At 72.3% G+C, this 16,723-nt stretch carries 14 protein-coding genes and 1 tRNA gene; 8 read left to right on the top strand and 7 right to left on the bottom strand.

Annotated elements, in window-relative coordinates; genetic code table 11:
* Position 1: 1 nt before the first annotated feature.
* The 6 genes from ACZ3YL_RS33915 to ACZ3YL_RS33890 all read left to right on the top strand — a co-directional run bounded on the left by ACZ3YL_RS33915 (position 2) and on the right by ACZ3YL_RS33890 (position 6,817).
* Positions 2-1,381 (top strand): protein phosphatase 2C domain-containing protein, encoded by a 1,380-nt coding sequence (locus tag ACZ3YL_RS33915; protein ID WP_465661188.1) that lies wholly within the window; start codon positions 2-4, stop codon positions 1,379-1,381.
* A gap of 95 nt (positions 1,382-1,476) precedes the next feature.
* Positions 1,477-2,832, top strand: coding sequence for a vWA domain-containing protein (locus tag ACZ3YL_RS33910; RefSeq protein WP_188303392.1), 1,356 nt, complete (start codon positions 1,477-1,479; stop codon positions 2,830-2,832).
* A 73-nt stretch (positions 2,833-2,905) separates the two neighbouring features.
* On the top strand, positions 2,906-4,108 hold the full coding sequence (locus ACZ3YL_RS33905; protein WP_465661185.1) for an FHA domain-containing protein: 1,203 nt from the start codon (positions 2,906-2,908) through the stop codon (positions 4,106-4,108).
* A 156-nt stretch (positions 4,109-4,264) separates the two neighbouring features.
* Positions 4,265-5,182: an ABC transporter ATP-binding protein gene (locus ACZ3YL_RS33900; protein WP_465661183.1), complete on the top strand. Its 918-nt coding sequence runs from the start codon at positions 4,265-4,267 to the stop codon at positions 5,180-5,182.
* A complete protein-coding gene (locus tag ACZ3YL_RS33895; RefSeq protein WP_188303389.1) occupies positions 5,179-6,324 on the top strand; it encodes an ABC transporter permease in 1,146 nt (381 codons plus the stop codon). The genes ACZ3YL_RS33900 and ACZ3YL_RS33895 overlap by 4 nt, the downstream gene beginning before the upstream one ends.
* Before the next feature lie 88 nt (positions 6,325-6,412).
* A complete protein-coding gene (locus ACZ3YL_RS33890; RefSeq protein ID WP_188303388.1) occupies positions 6,413-6,817 on the top strand; it encodes a globin in 405 nt (134 codons plus the stop codon).
* A 15-nt stretch (positions 6,818-6,832) separates the two neighbouring features.
* Here the strand turns inward: ACZ3YL_RS33890 and ACZ3YL_RS33885 are convergent, their stop codons facing one another.
* From ACZ3YL_RS33885 to ACZ3YL_RS33865, 5 genes are all read right to left on the bottom strand, one after another.
* Entirely contained in the window at positions 6,833-7,525 is a 693-nt protein-coding gene (locus ACZ3YL_RS33885) for a DUF8010 domain-containing protein (RefSeq protein ID WP_465661180.1), read from the bottom strand.
* Positions 7,526-7,580: 55 nt separating this feature from the next.
* The gene (locus ACZ3YL_RS33880; RefSeq protein WP_188303386.1) at positions 7,581-8,024 is read right to left on the bottom strand and encodes an acyl-CoA thioesterase; all 444 of its coding nucleotides are present in this window, start codon (positions 8,022-8,024) and stop codon (positions 7,581-7,583) included.
* Positions 8,025-8,133: 109 nt separating this feature from the next.
* Entirely contained in the window at positions 8,134-9,798 is a 1,665-nt protein-coding gene (ettA, locus tag ACZ3YL_RS33875; RefSeq protein ID WP_188303385.1) for an energy-dependent translational throttle protein EttA, read from the bottom strand.
* Between the two features lie 378 nt (positions 9,799-10,176).
* Complete coding sequence (locus ACZ3YL_RS33870) at positions 10,177-11,610, bottom strand: Cys-Gln thioester bond-forming surface protein (protein ID WP_188303384.1); 1,434 nt, start codon at positions 11,608-11,610, stop codon at positions 10,177-10,179.
* A 359-nt stretch (positions 11,611-11,969) separates the two neighbouring features.
* The gene (locus tag ACZ3YL_RS33865; protein WP_465661255.1) at positions 11,970-12,545 is read right to left on the bottom strand and encodes a single-stranded DNA-binding protein; all 576 of its coding nucleotides are present in this window, start codon (positions 12,543-12,545) and stop codon (positions 11,970-11,972) included.
* 654 nt (positions 12,546-13,199) lie between these two features.
* On the opposite strand from ACZ3YL_RS33865, the gene ACZ3YL_RS33860 reads away from it, so the two are divergent.
* Positions 13,200-13,275: transfer RNA gene (locus tag ACZ3YL_RS33860), tRNA-Arg, on the top strand.
* A 313-nt stretch (positions 13,276-13,588) separates the two neighbouring features.
* Here ACZ3YL_RS33860 and ACZ3YL_RS33855 read toward each other — a convergent pair.
* A complete protein-coding gene (locus tag ACZ3YL_RS33855) occupies positions 13,589-14,200 on the bottom strand; it encodes a TetR/AcrR family transcriptional regulator (RefSeq protein ID WP_188303382.1) in 612 nt (203 codons plus the stop codon).
* A gap of 77 nt (positions 14,201-14,277) precedes the next feature.
* Here ACZ3YL_RS33855 and ACZ3YL_RS33850 point away from each other — a divergent pair, with 77 nt between their 5' ends.
* Positions 14,278-14,829: a GNAT family N-acetyltransferase gene (locus ACZ3YL_RS33850; protein ID WP_188303381.1), complete on the top strand. Its 552-nt coding sequence runs from the start codon at positions 14,278-14,280 to the stop codon at positions 14,827-14,829.
* 104 nt (positions 14,830-14,933) lie between these two features.
* Here the strand turns inward: ACZ3YL_RS33850 and ACZ3YL_RS33845 are convergent, their stop codons facing one another.
* Positions 14,934-16,592 (bottom strand): MFS transporter, encoded by a 1,659-nt coding sequence (locus ACZ3YL_RS33845; RefSeq protein WP_465661176.1) that lies wholly within the window; start codon positions 16,590-16,592, stop codon positions 14,934-14,936.
* Positions 16,593-16,723: the final 131 nt, after the last annotated feature.

Here is a 16,723-nt window from a genome sequence, read left to right as displayed (position 1 = left end):
GATGCCGCAGCAGACCGAGTGCCCGAGCTGTTCCGAGCCGATGGACCGTGAGGACGCCTACTGCGGGCGTTGCGGGGCCGGCCGGGACGGTCGGGCGGCCCCGGGCGCGATGCCCGCCAGCTGGGCCGCCGCCCGTGCTGAGGCCGTCCCGCCGCAGCGCGGGCCGGTCTGCGTGCACTGCGGGCGGCCGCAGGTCACCGAGGACGGCTACTGCGAGGGCTGCGGCAGCGCCCAGCCGCGCCCGCGCGACCACATGGAGAAGGCCCTCGGGGGCGTGGCCGGGGTCAGCGACCGCGGCGTGCGCCACCACCGCAACGAGGACTCCTTCACCGTCGCCGCCACCTCGCTGCCCGGCGGGGAGCCGGTCGTGGTCGCCGTGGTGTGCGACGGCGTCTCCTCCTCCGACCGCCCCGACGAGGCCTCCGAGACCGCCGTCGACGCCGCCTCGGAGTCCCTGCTGACCTCCCTGGAGGCCGGCCGGGACCCGGACGAGGCGATGCGCGCCGCGATCGCCGACGCCGCCAAGGCCGTCGCCGACCTCGCCACCGACGGCGCCGGCCCGACCCGCCCGGACCTCAACGCCCCCGCCTGCACCTACGTCAGCGCCATAGCGGCGAACGGCCGGGTCACCATCGGCTGGGTGGGCGACACCCGGGCGTACTGGATCCCGGACGACCGCTCCGGCGCCGAACCCTTCCGGCTCACCCAGGACGACTCCTGGGCGGCCCGGATGGTCGAGGCCGGGCTGATGAGCGAGGCCGAGGCGTACGCCGACCCGCGCGCCCACGCGATCACCGGCTGGCTCGGCGCCGACGCCGAGGAGGTCGTGCCGCACACCCTCGACTTCACCCCGCACGTCCCCGGAGTGCTGCTGATCTGCACCGACGGGCTGTGGAACTACGCCGAGGCGGCCACCGACCTGGCCTACTTCGTCCGACCGGACGCCCGCACCGAACCGCTCGCCGCGGCGCAGACCCTGGTGAAGTTCGCGGTCGCCGCCGGCGGGCACGACAACATCACCGTCGCGGTGCTGCCGATCGAGCCGTCCGCCGCCGCGCTGGCGGAGATCGAGGAGACTCCCACCGCGCTGGACCTGAAGGTGATCACCCCGGCGCAGGCCCAGGCCGTCCGCGCGGGCGCCCCCACAGGCGCTCCGTCCGGATTTCCGGCCGGCGCCCCCGGGGACGACGAGGACCACGACCCGACCCTGCCGGACCTCCCGGTGATCGGCTCCCCCGCCGCCCCGCTGCCCCCGGCACCGCCCGCCCCGGCCGTCGCACCGCCCGTCCCGCCGGCGCCGCCCGCGCCCCCGGCGGCCCCGCCCGCACCGCCCGTGGCACCGCCCGTCCCGCCGCAGCCGCCGCACCCGCCGACGGCCTGACCGGCCCGCCGCGAACGGTCCGACGGCCCCCGTCCGCCGGACCGCCCCACCGACCCGATCGCATCCACCTTTCACCCGACGGGAGCCACCGCCCCATGGCAACACTGGCGAAGCCGAACCTGCCCAGGTTCGACGTGGAGATCTTCCAGAACGAGTACCTGGCCGACGGCGCCCGCGAGGTCAACGCCATCGTCACCGTCACCTCCACCGGCGGCGGCACCTCCGGCGGCCGCCCGCTCGGGATCACCGACGTCGGCCGGCCGGGCGGCGACGCCAACGCCGCCGTGGTGATCCTGGTCGACTGCTCGGGCTCGATGGACTACCCCAAGACCAAGATCAACGGAGCCCGGGAGGCCACCGCCGCCGCCATCGACGCGCTGCGCGACGGCACCGCCTTCGCCGTGGTGGCCGGCACCCACGAGGCCCGCGACATCTACCCCGGCGACGGCACCCTGGCGACCGCCTCGGCGAGCACCCGGGAGCAGGCCAAGGAGTCGCTGCGCCGCCTCACCGCGGCCGGCGGCACCGCGATGGGCACCTGGCTGGCCAAGGCCGACAAGCTCTTCCTCACCCGCCGCGACATCGCCATCCGGCACGCCATCCTGCTCACCGACGGCAACAACGAGCACGAGTCGGCGGAGGACCTCGCCCGCAACATCGAGCGGGTCACCGGCCACTTCACCGCCGACTGCCGCGGCGTCGGCACCGACTGGCGGATCGACGAACTGCGCAAGATCTCCTCGGCGCTGCTCGGCACCACCGACATCGTCGCCGAACCCTCCGGCCTCGCCGAGGACTTCCGCTCGATGATGACCGGCGCGATGGGCAAGCAGGTCGCCGACGTGGCCCTGCGGATCTGGACCCCGGCCAACGCCGCGGTCAAGTTCGTCAAGCAGGTCGCCCCCGCCGTCGAGGACCTCACCGGCCGCCGGGCCGAGGCCGGCCCCCGGGCCGGCGACTACCCCACCGGCTCCTGGGGCGACGAGAGCCGCGACTACCACGTCTGCGTCGAGGTCCCGGCCGCCTCGGTCGGCAACGAGATGCTCGCCGCCCGGATCAGCCTGGTGCTGCCCCCGCAGGTCGGCGGCGGCACCCCCGAGGTGCTCAGCCAGGGCCTGGTCAAGGCGGTCTGGACGGACGACCTCGCCTCCTCGACCCGGATCAGCCCGCAGGTCGCCCACTACACCGGGCAGGCCGAACTCGCCTCCTCGATCCAGGAGGGCCTGGAGGCCCACCGCGCCGGGGACGTCGACACCGCCACCGCCAAGCTGGGCGCCGCCGTCCGGATCGCCCACGCGACCGGCAACGACGGCACCTTCAAGCTGCTGCAGAAGGTGGTGGACGTGGTGGACCCGAAGGAGGGTACGGTTCGGTTCCGTAAGAACGTGAGCGAGGCCGACTCGATGACCCTTGAGACCCGGTCGACCAAGACGGTACGTGTGAAGAAGTGACCGCTGAAGACGTGATCGGGCCGGCCGCCCGGCGCCACGCCGCACCGCACCGGCCCGAAACGAGGGGGACCTGATGCCGATCTGCCCGAGGGGCCACGAGTCGCAGGCCGAGGACTGGTGCGACTTCTGCGGCTTCCCGATGACTCCGCCGGCCCCGGCACCCGGCGCCCACGGGGGGTACCCGGGCGCGTCCGGCGCCGACCCGGCCGCCGGCGCCCACCCGGGGTATCCGCAGCACGGCGGTGCCCCCTACGGCGCGCCGCCCGCGCCCCCGGCACACCCGGGGGCCGTCCCGCCGCCCCCGCCCGGAGCGTTCCCCCCGCCCGGCGGCTACCCGCCGCCCGGGGCCGTACCGCCGCCCGGCGCACCCCACGGCCTCACCGAGGGCCTGGCCGTCTGCCCGATCTGCCGCAGCCCGCAGACCGGCCGGTTCTGCGAGGAGTGCGGCTACGACTACGAGCTGTCCACCCCCTCGCGCCGCCAGGTGCCGGCCGGCGCCGCACCCGCGCCCGCGCCCGGCCCGGCCCAGCCCCCGCCGCTGAACATCCCGGCGGCCTACGGCGGCACCGCGCAGCCGGCGCAGGCCCCGCCCGGTCCGCCCGTCCCGCCGCAGCCGCACCAGGCGCACCAGCCGCAGGCCCCGGGGTACCCGCAGCAGCCGGAGTACCCCCACACCTACGGCTACCCTCCGCCGGAGGGCGCCTTCCCGGAGGCCCCGGTCCGCGAGGACTCCGGCCCGGTGTACGCCCAGCCGGCCGGCCCCGGCCCGAACACCCGCGGCGGCGATTTCGGCACCTCCTTCCACCTGGCCCCGCCGCAGTCCCAGCCGCAGGCCCAGCCGGAGGGCGTCCCGGCCGAGCCGGTCCGGGCCAACTGGATCGCGGTGGTCTCGGCCGACCGCGACTACTTCACCGACATGATGGCCCGCAGCGGCCCCGAGGCGGCCGGCCTGTTCTTCCCGCCGTACTGCCCCGAGCGCCGCATCCCGCTGACCGGCCGCGGCCAGCTGCGGATCGGCCGGCGCAGCCAGCACCGGGGCACCGTCCCGGAGATCGACCTGTCGGTGCCGCCGGAGGATCCGGGCGCCTCGCACCAGCACGCGCTGCTCGCCGAACAGGCGGACGGCAGCTGGGTCCTGGTCGACCAGGGCTCGACCAACGGCACCACCGTGAACGGGGGCGCGGAACCGATCGCCCCGCACACCGCCGTACCGCTGAGCGACGGCGACCGGATCCACGTCGGTGCCTGGACGACGATCACGATGCACCGCTCCTGACCTACTCCTGAGCACGCGTCAGCGACAAATCCGGCCGGGCCGGGCGGAATTCGACTTTCCGCCCGGCCCGGTTTTCTCTGCGGCTTCCTCAGGGATTCCACAAATCCCCGTCCCCGGTGTGCACAAGACCCTCCGAAACCCCTATTCTCTGGCCTCATGACTGCTGCAATATCCGCTGACGGCATCCGCCAGCGGTACGGGGACGTGCAGGCCGTCGACGGGGTTTCACTCACCGTCGAGGCCGGCGAATTCTACGGGATCCTGGGCCCGAACGGCGCCGGGAAGACCACCACCATGGAGATCCTGGAAGGGGTCCGGAAGCCCGACGAGGGCCGGGTCGAACTGCTGGGGATGGCCCCCTGGCCGCGCAATCCGAAACTGCTGCCGCGCATCGGCGTGCAGTTCCAGGCCTCCGCCTTCTTCCGGAAACTGACGGCCCGGGAGACCATCCGCACCTTCGCGTCGTTCTACGGGGTCGGCCCCAAGCGGGCCGACGCGATGCTGGAGCGGGTCGGCCTCGCCGACAAGGCCGAGACCCTCACCGACCAGATGTCCGGCGGCCAGGCCCAGCGCCTGTCGATCGCCTGCGCACTGGCCCACGACCCGGAGCTCGTCTTCCTGGACGAGCCCACCACCGGCCTCGACCCGCAGGCCCGCCGCAACCTCTGGGACCTGCTGCGGGACATCAACGCCGAGGGTCGCACCGTCGTCCTGACCACCCACTACCTGGACGAGGCCGAGGTCCTCTGCGACCGGGTCTCGATCATGGACCACGGCAAGATCCTCCACACCGGCGCCCCGGCGGCGCTGATCCGCGAGATCGACGACACCGTCCGGATCAGCGTGGCCTCCGGCCAGCTGCCGCTCGAGCGGGCCCGCGAACTGCTGGCCGTGGCCGGCGCCGACATCGCCACCCTGGAGGACGACACCGTCTCGCTCTCCGTCTCCACCCGCCTTCCCGCCCCGGTCCTCAGCGTCCTCGCCGAGCAGAACGCGCTGCGCGGCCTCGAAGTGCGCGGCGCCACCCTGGAGGACGTCTTCCTCCAGCTGACCGGACGGGAGTTCCGCGCATGACCTCCACCACCTCCACCGAGCCGAAGGCCCCCGCACCACGCGGTGGTTCGGCCGGCGCCGCCGAGGGGCGGGAGCGGGTCAGCGCGTTCTGGAGCCTGTCCCGCGCGATGCTGCTCGGGATGAAGCGCGACCGCACCGCGACCTTCTTCGTCCTGCTGTTCCCGCTGGTGTTCCTGGTCTTCTTCGGCTCCGTGACCAAGGGCTCCAGCAGCCCGCACGCCAAGGTCGCGCAGGTCGGCGCGGTGAAGCTGTTCGACTCGATCCAGGGCGACCAGCGGACCGGCCTGGACAAGGTCCTCACCATCACCAGGACCGACGACGAGGCCGGCACGCTGGAGAAGGTCCGCAAGGGCGACTTCGACGCGATGATCAAGCAGGGCCCGGACGGCACGGTGGAGCTGCGCTACACCGCCGCCGACCAGGTCAGGGCCGGCGCGCTCCAGGGCATCCTCAACTCGGTCGTCCAGGAGGCCAACCAGCAGGCCACCCACCAGCCGGCCGCCTACGTGCTGGACTCCCAGCAGGTCGAGGACAAGTCGCTCAAGCCGATCCAGTTCCTCACCCCGGGCCTGCTCGGCTGGGCCGTCGCCACCGGCGCGGTCTTCGGCGCCGCGCTGACCCTGGTCAACTGGCGCAAGTCCAAGGTGCTGCGCCGGCTGCGGCTGGCGCCGATCAACGCCGGCACGGTGGTCAGCTCCCGGATCCTGGTCTCGCTGCTCACCGCGTTCCTGCAGACCAGCGTCTTCCTGGTGGTCGCCACCAGCTTCTTCGGGCTCAAGCTCACCGGCAACTGGTGGCTGGTCCTCCCGCTGGTGGCCTGTGCGACGCTCGCCTTCATGTCGATCGGCCTGCTGGCCGGTTCGGTCGCCAAGACCGAGGAGGCGGCCAACGGCATCTCGCAGATCATCGTGCTGCCGATGTCGTTCCTGTCCGGCTCGTTCTTCCCGATGGACGGCGCCCCGGGCTGGCTGCAGACCGTCTCCAAGGTCATGCCGCTGCACTACCTGGTCGACACCGCCCAGACCGTGCTGACCCGCGGCGGCGGCATCGCCGACGCCCTGCCGACCATGGGCGGACTGCTGCTCTTCGCGGCCGTGCTGACCGGCATCGCCTGGAAGCTGTTCAAGTGGGAAGACGCCTGATCCTCCCCTCCTGACACCTCCGGCCCGACGGGGTCGTACGCCTTTGGTCCCGGTGTACGACCCCGTCGGCGTCTGCGACCATGGTCGGGTGACAGAGATCGGGCGAGGCACGTTCAGCGAGGAGACCTTCTTCGAGCAGGTCGGCGGTGAGCCGACCTTCCGGCTGCTGACCCGCCGCTTCTACGAGGGCATCGCCGAGGACGAGTTGCTGCGGCCGATGTACCCCGAGGAGGACCTCGGCCCGGCCGAGGAGCGGATGGCCCTGTTCCTCATGCAGTACTGGGGCGGCCCGCGCACCTACAGCGAGCGCCGCGGCCACCCCCGACTGCGGATGCGGCACGCGCCGTTCAAGGTCGACAAGGCCGCGCACGACGCCTGGCTGACGCACATGCGCGCCGCCGTGGCCAGCCTGGACCTGCCCGCCGAGCACGAGCGACAGCTGCTGGACTACCTGACCTACGCCGCCGCCTCGATGATCAACACCCCGGGCTGAGCCCCCGGCTCCGCGTCACCGGAGCGGACTGAGCCCCAGCCCCGCACCCGGCGCGGCCGCCGTCCGCACCACCACCGAACCCGCCGGGGCGCTCAGCCGCAGCCAGCCGCCCGCCCGGTGCACCGAGAGCGCGGCGCCCGGCTTCAGGAAGCCGATCACGTACGCGGCGTGCACCGCGCGCAGCGGCAGCTCCGGCAGCACGCCGACCGGCCGGGACCAGATCTCGTCCGCCAGCCGGTCCAGCACCCCGCGGCCCCGGTACTGCTCCGGGACGGCCTCGGTGCGCTCCCTGAACTCCCGCACCCCCGCCATCAGTTCGGGGTACACCTCGGCCACCGGCGGGGCCCCGGCCGGCCGCCAGCCGGCCCGCGGCGGCAGCAGCCCGGCCCAGGCCGGACCGGTCACCGGCGCGGGCAGCGCCACGGCGCCCGCCTCGGTGTCCACGCCGTCCAGCAGCTGGCCCGCCGAGACGGTCAGGTCCACCGGCTCGTCCAGGCCGCTCAGCCGGGCCGTACGGATCACCAGCGCGCCCGAACCGCCCAGCGGCAGCCGCCCGAAGACCGCCAGCACGCCGTCCGCCCCGGCCGGGTCGACCGCCTGCAGCCGCACGGCCGCCGCCTTGTCGAAGCGCAGCAGGCGCAGCAGGAAGGCGGAGAGGTCGGCGGCCTCACCGGTGTCGGTCAGGGCGAGGCGGGCGGTGACGGTCAACGCGGCTCAGCTCGAATCGGTTCGGGGATCCGGGAACTCGGGGATCCGGGGACTTTCAGACTGCCGCGCCGACCGGGGCCTCGTCCATGAACCGGGAGAGGAACTCCCGCTCCACCGGCGAGATCCGGCGCGGCCGGCCCTCGGCCAGGTCGTAGGGCACGACCACGGTGGAGGCGCGGACGTACACCGTCTCGGAGCCGTCCTCGTGGACGTCCTTGATGTCGTAGGAGACGGTCAGCGAGGCGCTGCCGATGCGCGTCACCCGGGTCTCGACGGTGACCGGCTCCGGCCGGTGCACCAGCGGACGCTTGTAGTCGATCTCGTGGCGGGCCACCACCGAACCGCCCGCGAACTCCCCGGCACCGGCCTCGGCGGCCTGGGTGAACATGAAGTCGATCCGGGCCTCCTCCAGGTAGCGCAGGAAGACCACGTTGTTGACGTGCCCGAAGGCGTCCATGTCGGACCAGCGCAGCGGGCAGGCGTAGATGTGGCGAGCCACGGGTGTTCTCCTCGGTGTCCGGTCGCCCGCCGCCGAACCTCGGTGACGGGCCGCGGCCCGGCAGGCCGCCCCGGAAGGCAGTCTGCCGGGCCGTTGTGACAGCTGGATGTCAGCCTCGGGTCAGCTTCTTGTACGTGGCCCGGTGCGGACGGGCGGCGTCGGCGCCCAGTCGCTCGATCTTGTTCTTCTCGTACGACTCGAAGTTGCCCTCGAACCAGAACCACTTGCTCTCGCCCTCGTAGGCGAGGATGTGGGTGGCCACTCGGTCCAGGAACCAGCGGTCGTGGGAGATGACCACGGCGCAGCCGGGGAACTCCAGCAGGGCGTTCTCCAGCGAGGAGAGCGTCTCGACGTCGAGGTCGTTGGTGGGCTCGTCAAGGAGCAGCAGGTTGCCGCCCTGCTTGAGGGTGAGCGCCAGGTTCAGGCGGTTGCGCTCACCACCGGAGAGCACACCGGCCGGCTTCTGCTGGTCCGGGCCCTTGAAGCCGAACGCCGACACGTAGGCGCGGGACGGCATCTCGACCTGGCCGACGTTGATCCAGTCCAGACCGTCGGAGACGACCTCCCAGAGGGTCTTCTTCGGGTCGATGTTGGAGCGGGTCTGGTCGACGTAGCTGATCTTGACGGTGTCGCCGACCTTGACCGTGCCGCTGTCCGGGGTCTCCAGGTCCTGGAGCATCTTGAACAGGGTGGTCTTGCCCGCGCCGTTCGGGCCGATGATGCCGACGATGCCGTTGCGCGGCAGGGTGAAGCTCAGGTCGTCGATCAGGACCTTCTCGCCGAAGGCCTTGTTGAGGTTCTCGACCTCGATGACGACGCTGCCCAGACGCGGGCCCGGCGGGATCTGGATCTCCTCGAAGTCCAGCTTCCGCATCTTGTCGGCCTCGGCCGCCATCTCCTCGTAGCGGGCGAGACGGGCCTTGGACTTCGCCTGGCGGCCCTTGGCGTTGGAGCGGACCCACTCCAGCTCTTCCTTGAGGCGCTTGGCGCGCTTGGCGTCCTTCTGGCCCTCGACCTTGAGCCGGGACTGCTTGCTCTCCAGGTAGGTGGAGTAGTTGCCCTCGTAGCCGATCGCGCGGCCGCGGTCGAGCTCCAGGATCCAGCCGGCCACGTTGTCCAGGAAGTACCGGTCGTGGGTGACGGCGACGACGGTGCCGGCGTACTTGGCCAGGTGCTGCTCCAGCCAGTTCACCGACTCGGCGTCCAGGTGGTTGGTGGGCTCGTCGAGCAGCAGCAGGTCGGGGGCCTCCAGCAGCAGCTTGCAGAGCGCGACGCGGCGCTTCTCACCACCGGAGAGCTTGGTGACGGCCCAGTCGCCGGGCGGGCAGCCCAGCGCGTCCATGGCCTGCTCCAGCTGGGCCTCCAGGTCCCACGCGTTGGCGTGGTCCAGCTCCTCCTGGAGCTTGCCCATCTCGTCGAGCAGCGCGTCCGAGTAGTCGGTCGCCATCAGCTCGGCGATCTCGTTGAAGCGGTCGAGCTTGCCCTTGATCTCCTTGACGCCGTCCTGGACGTTCTCCAGGACCGTCTTGGTCTCGTCGAGCGGCGGCTCCTGGAGCAGCATGCCGACGGTGAAACCGGGCGAGAGGAAGGCGTCGCCGTTGGAGGGGTGCTCCAGGCCGGCCATCATCTTCAGCACGGTGGACTTACCGGCACCGTTGGGGCCCACGACGCCGATCTTCGCTCCGGGGAGGAAGCTGAGCGTCACGTCGTCAAGGATGACCTTGTCTCCGTGAGCCTTGCGCACCTTGCGCATCGTGTAGATGTATTCCGCCACGTGAGATCGCTCCGGCGTCGTCGGGAGTATTCGTCTTGCAGCGTTCCATTGTGCCGCACCCGGCCGGGAGCCCCGAACCGCCCAGGTGACCCCACCGGGGTATCCGGCCCTTCCCGGTACGGCGATCGCCCCCGGCTGCCCGCCCCACCCTGCGGCGATCGCCCCCGGCTCCCGACCCCGGCTCCCTTCCCCCGCCCCCGTACGGCGATACGGCGATCGCCCCCGGCTGCCCGCGCCGGGCCCCCCGCCCCCGTGACCGGGACACCCCGGCGGGACACGCAGACGGCCCGGCCCCCCGCAGCAGGTGCGGGGAACCGGGCCGGTTCCGCTTCTCAGGCCTTCAGGAGGTCAGCGCCTTCCGTGGCCCGCTCAGGCGGTTCAGGCGGTGGTGCGACCGTGACGGCCACGGCGGCGCAGGACGAAGACCGCGGCGCCACCGGCCACGACCAGGCCACCGGCGACGGCGGCGAGGATCGGGGTGGAGTCATTGGCACCGGTCTGGGCCAGGCCACCGGTGCCCGGGGCGGCGCTGGTGGTGGACGGAGCCGGGTGGGCGCCGCCGGCGCTCGGGGTGCCCGAGGGGGTGGCGGTGCCGGTGCCGGTCGGGGTGGCCGGGGCGGTCGGGGCCGAGGTCGGGTTGCCGGTGCCGGTCTTGCAGTCCAGGACGCCCTGGAAGTCGCGGCTGTAGCCGTTCGGGCCGGCGACGGTGATCTTGTACTCGGTCTTCTCGGCGACCTGGACGAGCACGCTCTCGGTCTTGCCCGGCTGGACGGTCAGCTGCTGCTTGCCGACCGTGACGGTGCCGGCCTCGTCACCACCGTTGGTGACGGAGACCCGCACGCCACCGCTGGCGCACTCGATCTTGGCGGTGCTGTCGATCAGCGCGCCCTTGCCCTGCTTCCAGGTGGCCTTGGCCCCGGCGGAGACGCTGACCTTGCTGGAGCCGGCCAGGATCATGGTCTGGCTGTGGTCGGTGGCGGTGTAGCCCTTGCTCAGGAACACGCGGCCGCTGGGCACCTCGGTGGAGACGTCGGCCTTGAGGGCGAGCGAGCCGTCCGGGGTACCGGCCGGGACGTCCAGGAACAGCTGGGTGTCCTTGGCGATCGGCCCGGTCAGGGTGGCGCCGACCGGCTTGCCGTCCTTGTCCACCAGCTTGGCCTTGTCGGCGGCGTCGCCGGTGACGGCCAGCTTCACCGCGGCGGCGCTGGAGTTGAGGACGAACGGGCCCAGCTTGCTGCCGGACTTGCCGGAGACGGAGTCCGGGGTGAGGCTCAGCGACGGCTTGGGCTCGGCGGCGATGCCCTTGTTGGCGCCGCTGATCAGGTAGTCACGCAGCTTGGTGGCCGCCTCGCTGTGCGGGGTGGCGTTCTTGCCGTCCGAGAACTTCCAGATCGCGGCCTGGGTGCCGGCCGCGGCGTCCTCGGCGGTCAGGCCGGGGATCTTGAGGGAGGCGGCGAGCGAGCTCTCCGACACCTTCGGGTAGGAGTTCTCCAGGATCCAGCGGATCTTGGAGGCGGGCTCCGCGCGCTTCGGGTCGCCGAGGGAGCTGGTCGACCAGTCCGACTCCTGGTACTGGATCTTCTTCCGGATGTCCACCGGGAAGCCGAAGTCGATGCAGTAGGTCTTCAGCTCGCCGTCAGCGGTCTTGAGCGTGAACAGACCCGCGTCGTAGGTGTTGCCGTCGACGTCGACCTTCTCGCCGAAGATCGAGTTCTGGACGACCGCGGACACGCCCGACGCCGGAGTGTCGGCCGCAGCCGCCGCACCGGCCGCGAACAGGCCTCCGCCCAGCGCAACGCTGGTCGTGAGCATGACAGTGACTATGCGGGACAGACCCCGCCCCTGCCTCTTGAACATCTGGGATCCCTCCGGAGCGGGCCGCGCCCGATTGGGCAGCCCGCCGACTTGCCGTGCCGCGCGTGTGCCCCCTGTGGCACTGCTGCGGGGTGTGAACCAGACGAATCCTATTGAGCCTCAGAGGCCTCGAAACCCCCATGCGAAATCAGGACGATTCCGTATCTGGATCGTTATCAACCCCCGCAGGTTCCACACAAGCTGACGCGTCGCCAGAATCCACCCTCGACTTTCTGCTTTCCGGACGAGATTGCGCGTGCGGGCGCAACGACTCTCTCGATCAACATATTTGTCGACAGGGAAGGGTCACCACCCCGTCAGCTCAGCGCCGCCCGGTCTTCACCTCCCCGATCCCCCTCGGACACCCCCTCCTGCTGCTCCGTCACCGTTCGCGCCCCCGGGAGCAACTCGAGCGGACGGGGCGCCACGGCCACCCCCGAGGCCCGGCGCGACTCCAGTGCGCTGACGATCCACCCGGGCACCGGCTCGCTCGCGGACTCCGCGCCGGCCGCCCCCGTCGCGCCCGCCGGCTGCCCGCGCACACCCGTCGCCCAGCGGAACGCCGAGGTACCACGGGTGAGATCGTGCCCGACCGACCGGGCGTCGATCTCGGCCCGACTGCGTTTCGCCTCCCCCTCCCGCCACTCCCGCACCCGCAGCCGGCCCGTCACCAGCACCGGATCACCCTTGGACAGCGAGCCGATCAGGTTCACCGCGAGCGCCCGCCAGGCCGTCACCCTCAGCCACTGCGTCTCGCCGTCCACCCAGCAGGCCCGCTCTCGGTCGTACCGCCGCTCGGTGCAGCCGAGCTGGAAGTTCGCCATCGGCACCCCGCCGGCGGTTTCCCCGTAGCTCACCTCGGTCGCGACATTGCCGAGCACCGTCACCTGCATCTCATTCACAGCACACCCTCCGTTCTCGCCGATGCACCGTACGGAATCGAGCGGTGCGAGTTGAGAGTGCGCCCCGGAAGAAATCCCCGCCATCGGGTTCTGAAATCCTGTGGACAACTCCTAGGCCGATCGGCAGGGTGAAAAACGACCGTCACTCACAGGGGTGAATTTCGGCCTTCGTGCACCGCCAGGCCGCCGTCTCTTCGCGCTCATGACAACAAACCGGCCGATCGCGGCCGCCCCCGGAGCGCGGCGCAAGACCCGACCGGAGCCGTCCGCGCACGTCACTCGACCGGAGCAAGCCGAATAGGACCCCCCACCCAGGCCGGCGGCGCGACATTCTCCGTGTCGAATCCATAACGGGTGGGGAGGCAGCCCCGTAACGAGTGCACAACGTCCGGCCCTGAACAGTCCCAGACCGCTGCACGCACGGTCTTCACCTGCGATTATCGGACCGCTCCACCGAACCGACACACCAACGACGGTGTCGTCACACCCGGCCGAGGAACTGGACACCCTTATCCTGTCCCCGACAGGGCGAGGGCCCGCCAACCCCCACCCCCACCCTCCGGCACGGGGCCGGACTACGCGCGTCCACAGCGCTCGTCGCCCGATCCCGGCCACGGTCACGCCCGCCAGGGCGCCGTCCGTCCCGCCCCCATAGCTCAGCGGATAGAGCACCCGCCTTCTAAGCGGTAGGTCGCAGGTTCGAATCCTGCTGGGGGCGCCACCCCGCAATTCCCGCAGGCCATCGCGCATGCGAACACTTTCCGTGGCCGTACCGGACCTCCGGGTAATCCCGCACCCACCGCGCATAACCCGTGACAATGCGTGTCATGGCCGCCGCGAAAGCCGGCCCGGCGGGAAACCGGAATTCCGGGCGAATCCCCCACCCCTGAACGAAACAACCCGCCCCGGCCGGCCGACCGGCGAAATCCGACAAAAGCCGGACAGAAGCGCCCCGACGAGTCCGGGGGCGCCGCGAGGCCGGGGCCCGCCGCTCGGGTTTCGGCGGATCGGGCGAGGATCCACGAGGCAGGGCCCTAAGCCGTCAGCCCCGCCAGATAGGCGTCGAGCAGCGCGGTCTGCCGCTCCGCCGGGAACTCCGCCGGGGCGAACAGCGACTGCACCACCAACCCCAGCACGAAGGCCTGCGCCCCCGCCGCGAGCCCGGCGGGATCGGCCCCGGCCGGGAGCTCGCCGAGCCGCTGGGCGTCCGCCACGTGCGCCGTGAGTGCCACCCGCGAGCGGGCGTAGCGCCCCGCGTGCGCGGCCGCCAGCTCCGGGTCCGCCAGGGCGACGTCCCAGGAGCTGACCCAGATCCGGTTGCCGGACTCGGTCGCCTCGTCCAGCGGCAGCACGTCGAGCAGCGCGGCCCGCAACCGGGCCAGCCCGGCGGGCGGCGGCGGGGTGCCGTCGGCGGGGGCCATCCGCCGGGGCCGGGCCGCGGAGCGCCGGTCGAGCTCCTCCAGGGCGTGGCTCAGCAGGGCCCGCTTGTTCGGGAAGTAGTGCGTCAACAAACCGGTGGACGCGCCCAGTTCGGCGGCCACCGCGCGCAGGGTGAGCCCTTCGAAGCCCTTGCTGGAGAGCACCCGCCACACCCCCTCGGAGACTTCCGAGCGGCGGGCGTCATGGTCTCCACGGGCTGGCGTCATGGGGGCTATCGTACATACCAAACGTTTGTTATGAATGACCTCGACCACCCGCAGCACCACCCCGGAGAGGCCCGCCCGTGTTTTCCGTCCCGCTCGCCGAGAACGCCGAACTGCGCCCGCTGGAGCCCTGGCAGGCCCCCGAGTTCCTGGCCCACATCGACCGCGCCCGCGCCCACACCGACCCGTGGATCCCGTGGGCGACCTTCTCCACCGACCTGGACTCGGCCCGCGCCACCCTGCAGCGCTACGCCGACCGCCAGGCCACCGACTCCGGCCGGATCTACGGCATCTGGCGGGACGGCACGCTGGTCGGCGGCGTGATGTTCGTGCACTTCGACACCAAGAGCGGCAACTGCGAGATCGGCGCCTGGACCGAGCCGGCCGGCGAGGGTGGCGGGCTGATCACGGCCGCCGTCCGGCAGCTGATCGAGTACGCCTTCACCACCCGGGGCCTGCACCGCGCCGAGTGGTGGTGCTCGGCCGTCAACGCCCGCAGCCGGGCGGTGGCCGAGCGGGTCGGGATGCGGCCCGAGGGCGTGCTGCGGGAGTGGTTCCTGCACAACGGCGTCCGCCACGACAAGGAGATCTGGGCGGTCCTGGCCTCGGAGTGGGCCGCCGCCCGGCGCTGACGGCCCGCCGGAAGGGCGTCCGGACCAGGGCGCGAAAGCCCACGGGGCCCGGTGGACTCCGTCGTCCACCGGGCCCCGCTCCGTCGCACCCCCCGCGCCCTCGCTCAGGCCGCCGGCGCCGGCTCCTCCGCACCCGCACCCGCACCCGCACCCGCACCCGCCGGAGCCTCGGCCACCACCGGCTCCACCGGCTCCACCGAGCGCAGCCGCAGGGCCAGCAGCAGCACCAGCACCATCACCCCGCCCGCCGACAGGAAGACCACGTCCACGGCATCCGTGAAGCTCCGCACCGCGTGCTCCCGGGCCGCGCCGGTCAGCGTCCGCACCGCGCCGAGCGACCGCCCGGGCTCGCCGGCCTCGAACACCCGGGCCAGCACGCTGCCGAAGAGCGCCGCGCCGAGCGCGTTGCCGAGGGTCTGGAAGAACCGGATGCCGGTGGTGGCGACGCCGAGCTGGTGGCGCGGGGCGGTGTCCTGCACCAGGGTGATCAGCTGTCCGATCAGCTGCCCGAACCCGGCGCCGAGCAGGGCGAGTTCGACGCCGACCTGCCACAGCGGGGTGTCCGGGCCGCTGAGTCCGAGCAGCGCCAGGGCGAGCACCGAGCAGCCCGCACCGGTGATCAGGAGGGTGCGCGGCCGGTGGCCGCGGGCGATCAGCCGGGTGGCCAGCAGGCCGACCCCGGTCATCCCGGCGGCCATCGGCATCAGGTAGAGGCTGGCCGAGGTCGGGGCGATCCCCCGGGCGATCTGCAGGTAGGTCATCACATAGACGATCGCGCCCATCATGCCCATCCCCACCAAGCCCTGGACGGCGAAGCCGATCCGCACCACCGGGATCCGGAACAGCGAGAGCGGCAGCACCGGTTCGGCGGCGGTGGCCTGGCGCCACAGGAAGAGGCCGAGCGCGGCCAGGGTGGCGGCGGCGAGCCCGAGGATCACCGGGGAGGTCCAGCCGTAGTCCTTGCCGCCCCATTCGGTGACCAGCAGCAGTCCGGTGGCGAAGGCCGCGGCCAGGGCGGAGCCGAGGAAGTCCAGGCCACGCCGGCCGAGGTCGCGCGGCAGCCTGATCACCAGGGCGACGCCGACCAGGACGAGCAGGCCGAGCGGCAGGTTGACGTAGAAGATCCAGCGCCAGCCGAGGTGGTCGGTGAACAGGGCGCCGACCAGCGGGCCGACCGCCATGCCGAGGCCCGCGACGATCCCGCCCATCGCGCCGCCCTTGCCGCCGCCGCGCTCCTGCGGGTCCCGGAGCTGGGCCATCACCACCATGGTCACGCTCATCAGCCCGCCGCCGCCGATGCCCTGGACGGCCCGGAAGGCGATCAGCTCGCCCATCGACTGCGCGGCGCCGCACAACGCCGAGCCGAACAGGAAGGTGCCGACCGCGCCGACCAGCACCCGCTTGGCGCCGTAGACGTCGCAGAGCTTGCCGTAGAGCGGGAGCAGCGCGGTGGCGGCCAGCGAGAAGGCGCTGACCAGCCAGGGCAGCCGGTCGACGCCGTGCACCGGGTCGAGGTCGCGGACGATCGGCACGGTGGCCGCCGAGACGATGTTGGAGTCGAGCACGGCCAGCACGATCGTCACCAGGCAGAGCAGCATGCCGAGTTGGCGCTGGGCGGCGGTCATCAGGGTGGAGCCGGCCAGGTCGGTCACGGTCGGCTCGGGCGCGGTCTCGTCGGTCACGGTCGGCTCGGGCGCGGTCTGGTCGGGCGCGGCCTGGTCGGGCGCGGTCTGGTCGGACGCGGTCCTGGCGGCGGATGCCATAGGGAAGTCCCCCCGGAGTCAGTGGAGTTGGCCCCGACCGGTGCGGTCCGGCGGGCTCGGCACCACCATGGCAGTGTTTTTGGACTGGGTCAATTCTTCATCTGGTCCAATCTTTCTGCCTGGTCAACCTT

Source organism: Kitasatospora sp. NPDC023176, assembly GCF_055560495.1.
Note: the sequence above shows the minus strand (reverse complement) of the source record. Positions and strands in the feature narration are given on the sequence as shown.

Coding starts and splice junctions, on each gene's coding strand:
- ACZ3YL_RS33915 (WP_465661188.1), top strand. CDS start 2: ATGCCGCAGCAGACCGAGTGCCCGAGCTGTTCCGAGCCGATGGACCGT.
- ACZ3YL_RS33910 (WP_188303392.1), top strand. CDS start 1,477: ATGGCAACACTGGCGAAGCCGAACCTGCCCAGGTTCGACGTGGAGATC.
- ACZ3YL_RS33905 (WP_465661185.1), top strand. CDS start 2,906: ATGCCGATCTGCCCGAGGGGCCACGAGTCGCAGGCCGAGGACTGGTGC.
- ACZ3YL_RS33900 (WP_465661183.1), top strand. CDS start 4,265: ATGACTGCTGCAATATCCGCTGACGGCATCCGCCAGCGGTACGGGGAC.
- ACZ3YL_RS33895 (WP_188303389.1), top strand. CDS start 5,179: ATGACCTCCACCACCTCCACCGAGCCGAAGGCCCCCGCACCACGCGGT.
- ACZ3YL_RS33870 (WP_188303384.1), bottom strand. CDS start 11,610: ATGCTCACGACCAGCGTTGCGCTGGGCGGAGGCCTGTTCGCGGCCGGT.
- ACZ3YL_RS33865 (WP_465661255.1), bottom strand. CDS start 12,545: ATGCAGGTGACGGTGCTCGGCAATGTCGCGACCGAGGTGAGCTACGGG.
- ACZ3YL_RS33855 (WP_188303382.1), bottom strand. CDS start 14,200: ATGACGCCAGCCCGTGGAGACCATGACGCCCGCCGCTCGGAAGTCTCC.
- ACZ3YL_RS33845 (WP_465661176.1), bottom strand. CDS start 16,592: ATGGCATCCGCCGCCAGGACCGCGTCCGACCAGACCGCGCCCGACCAG.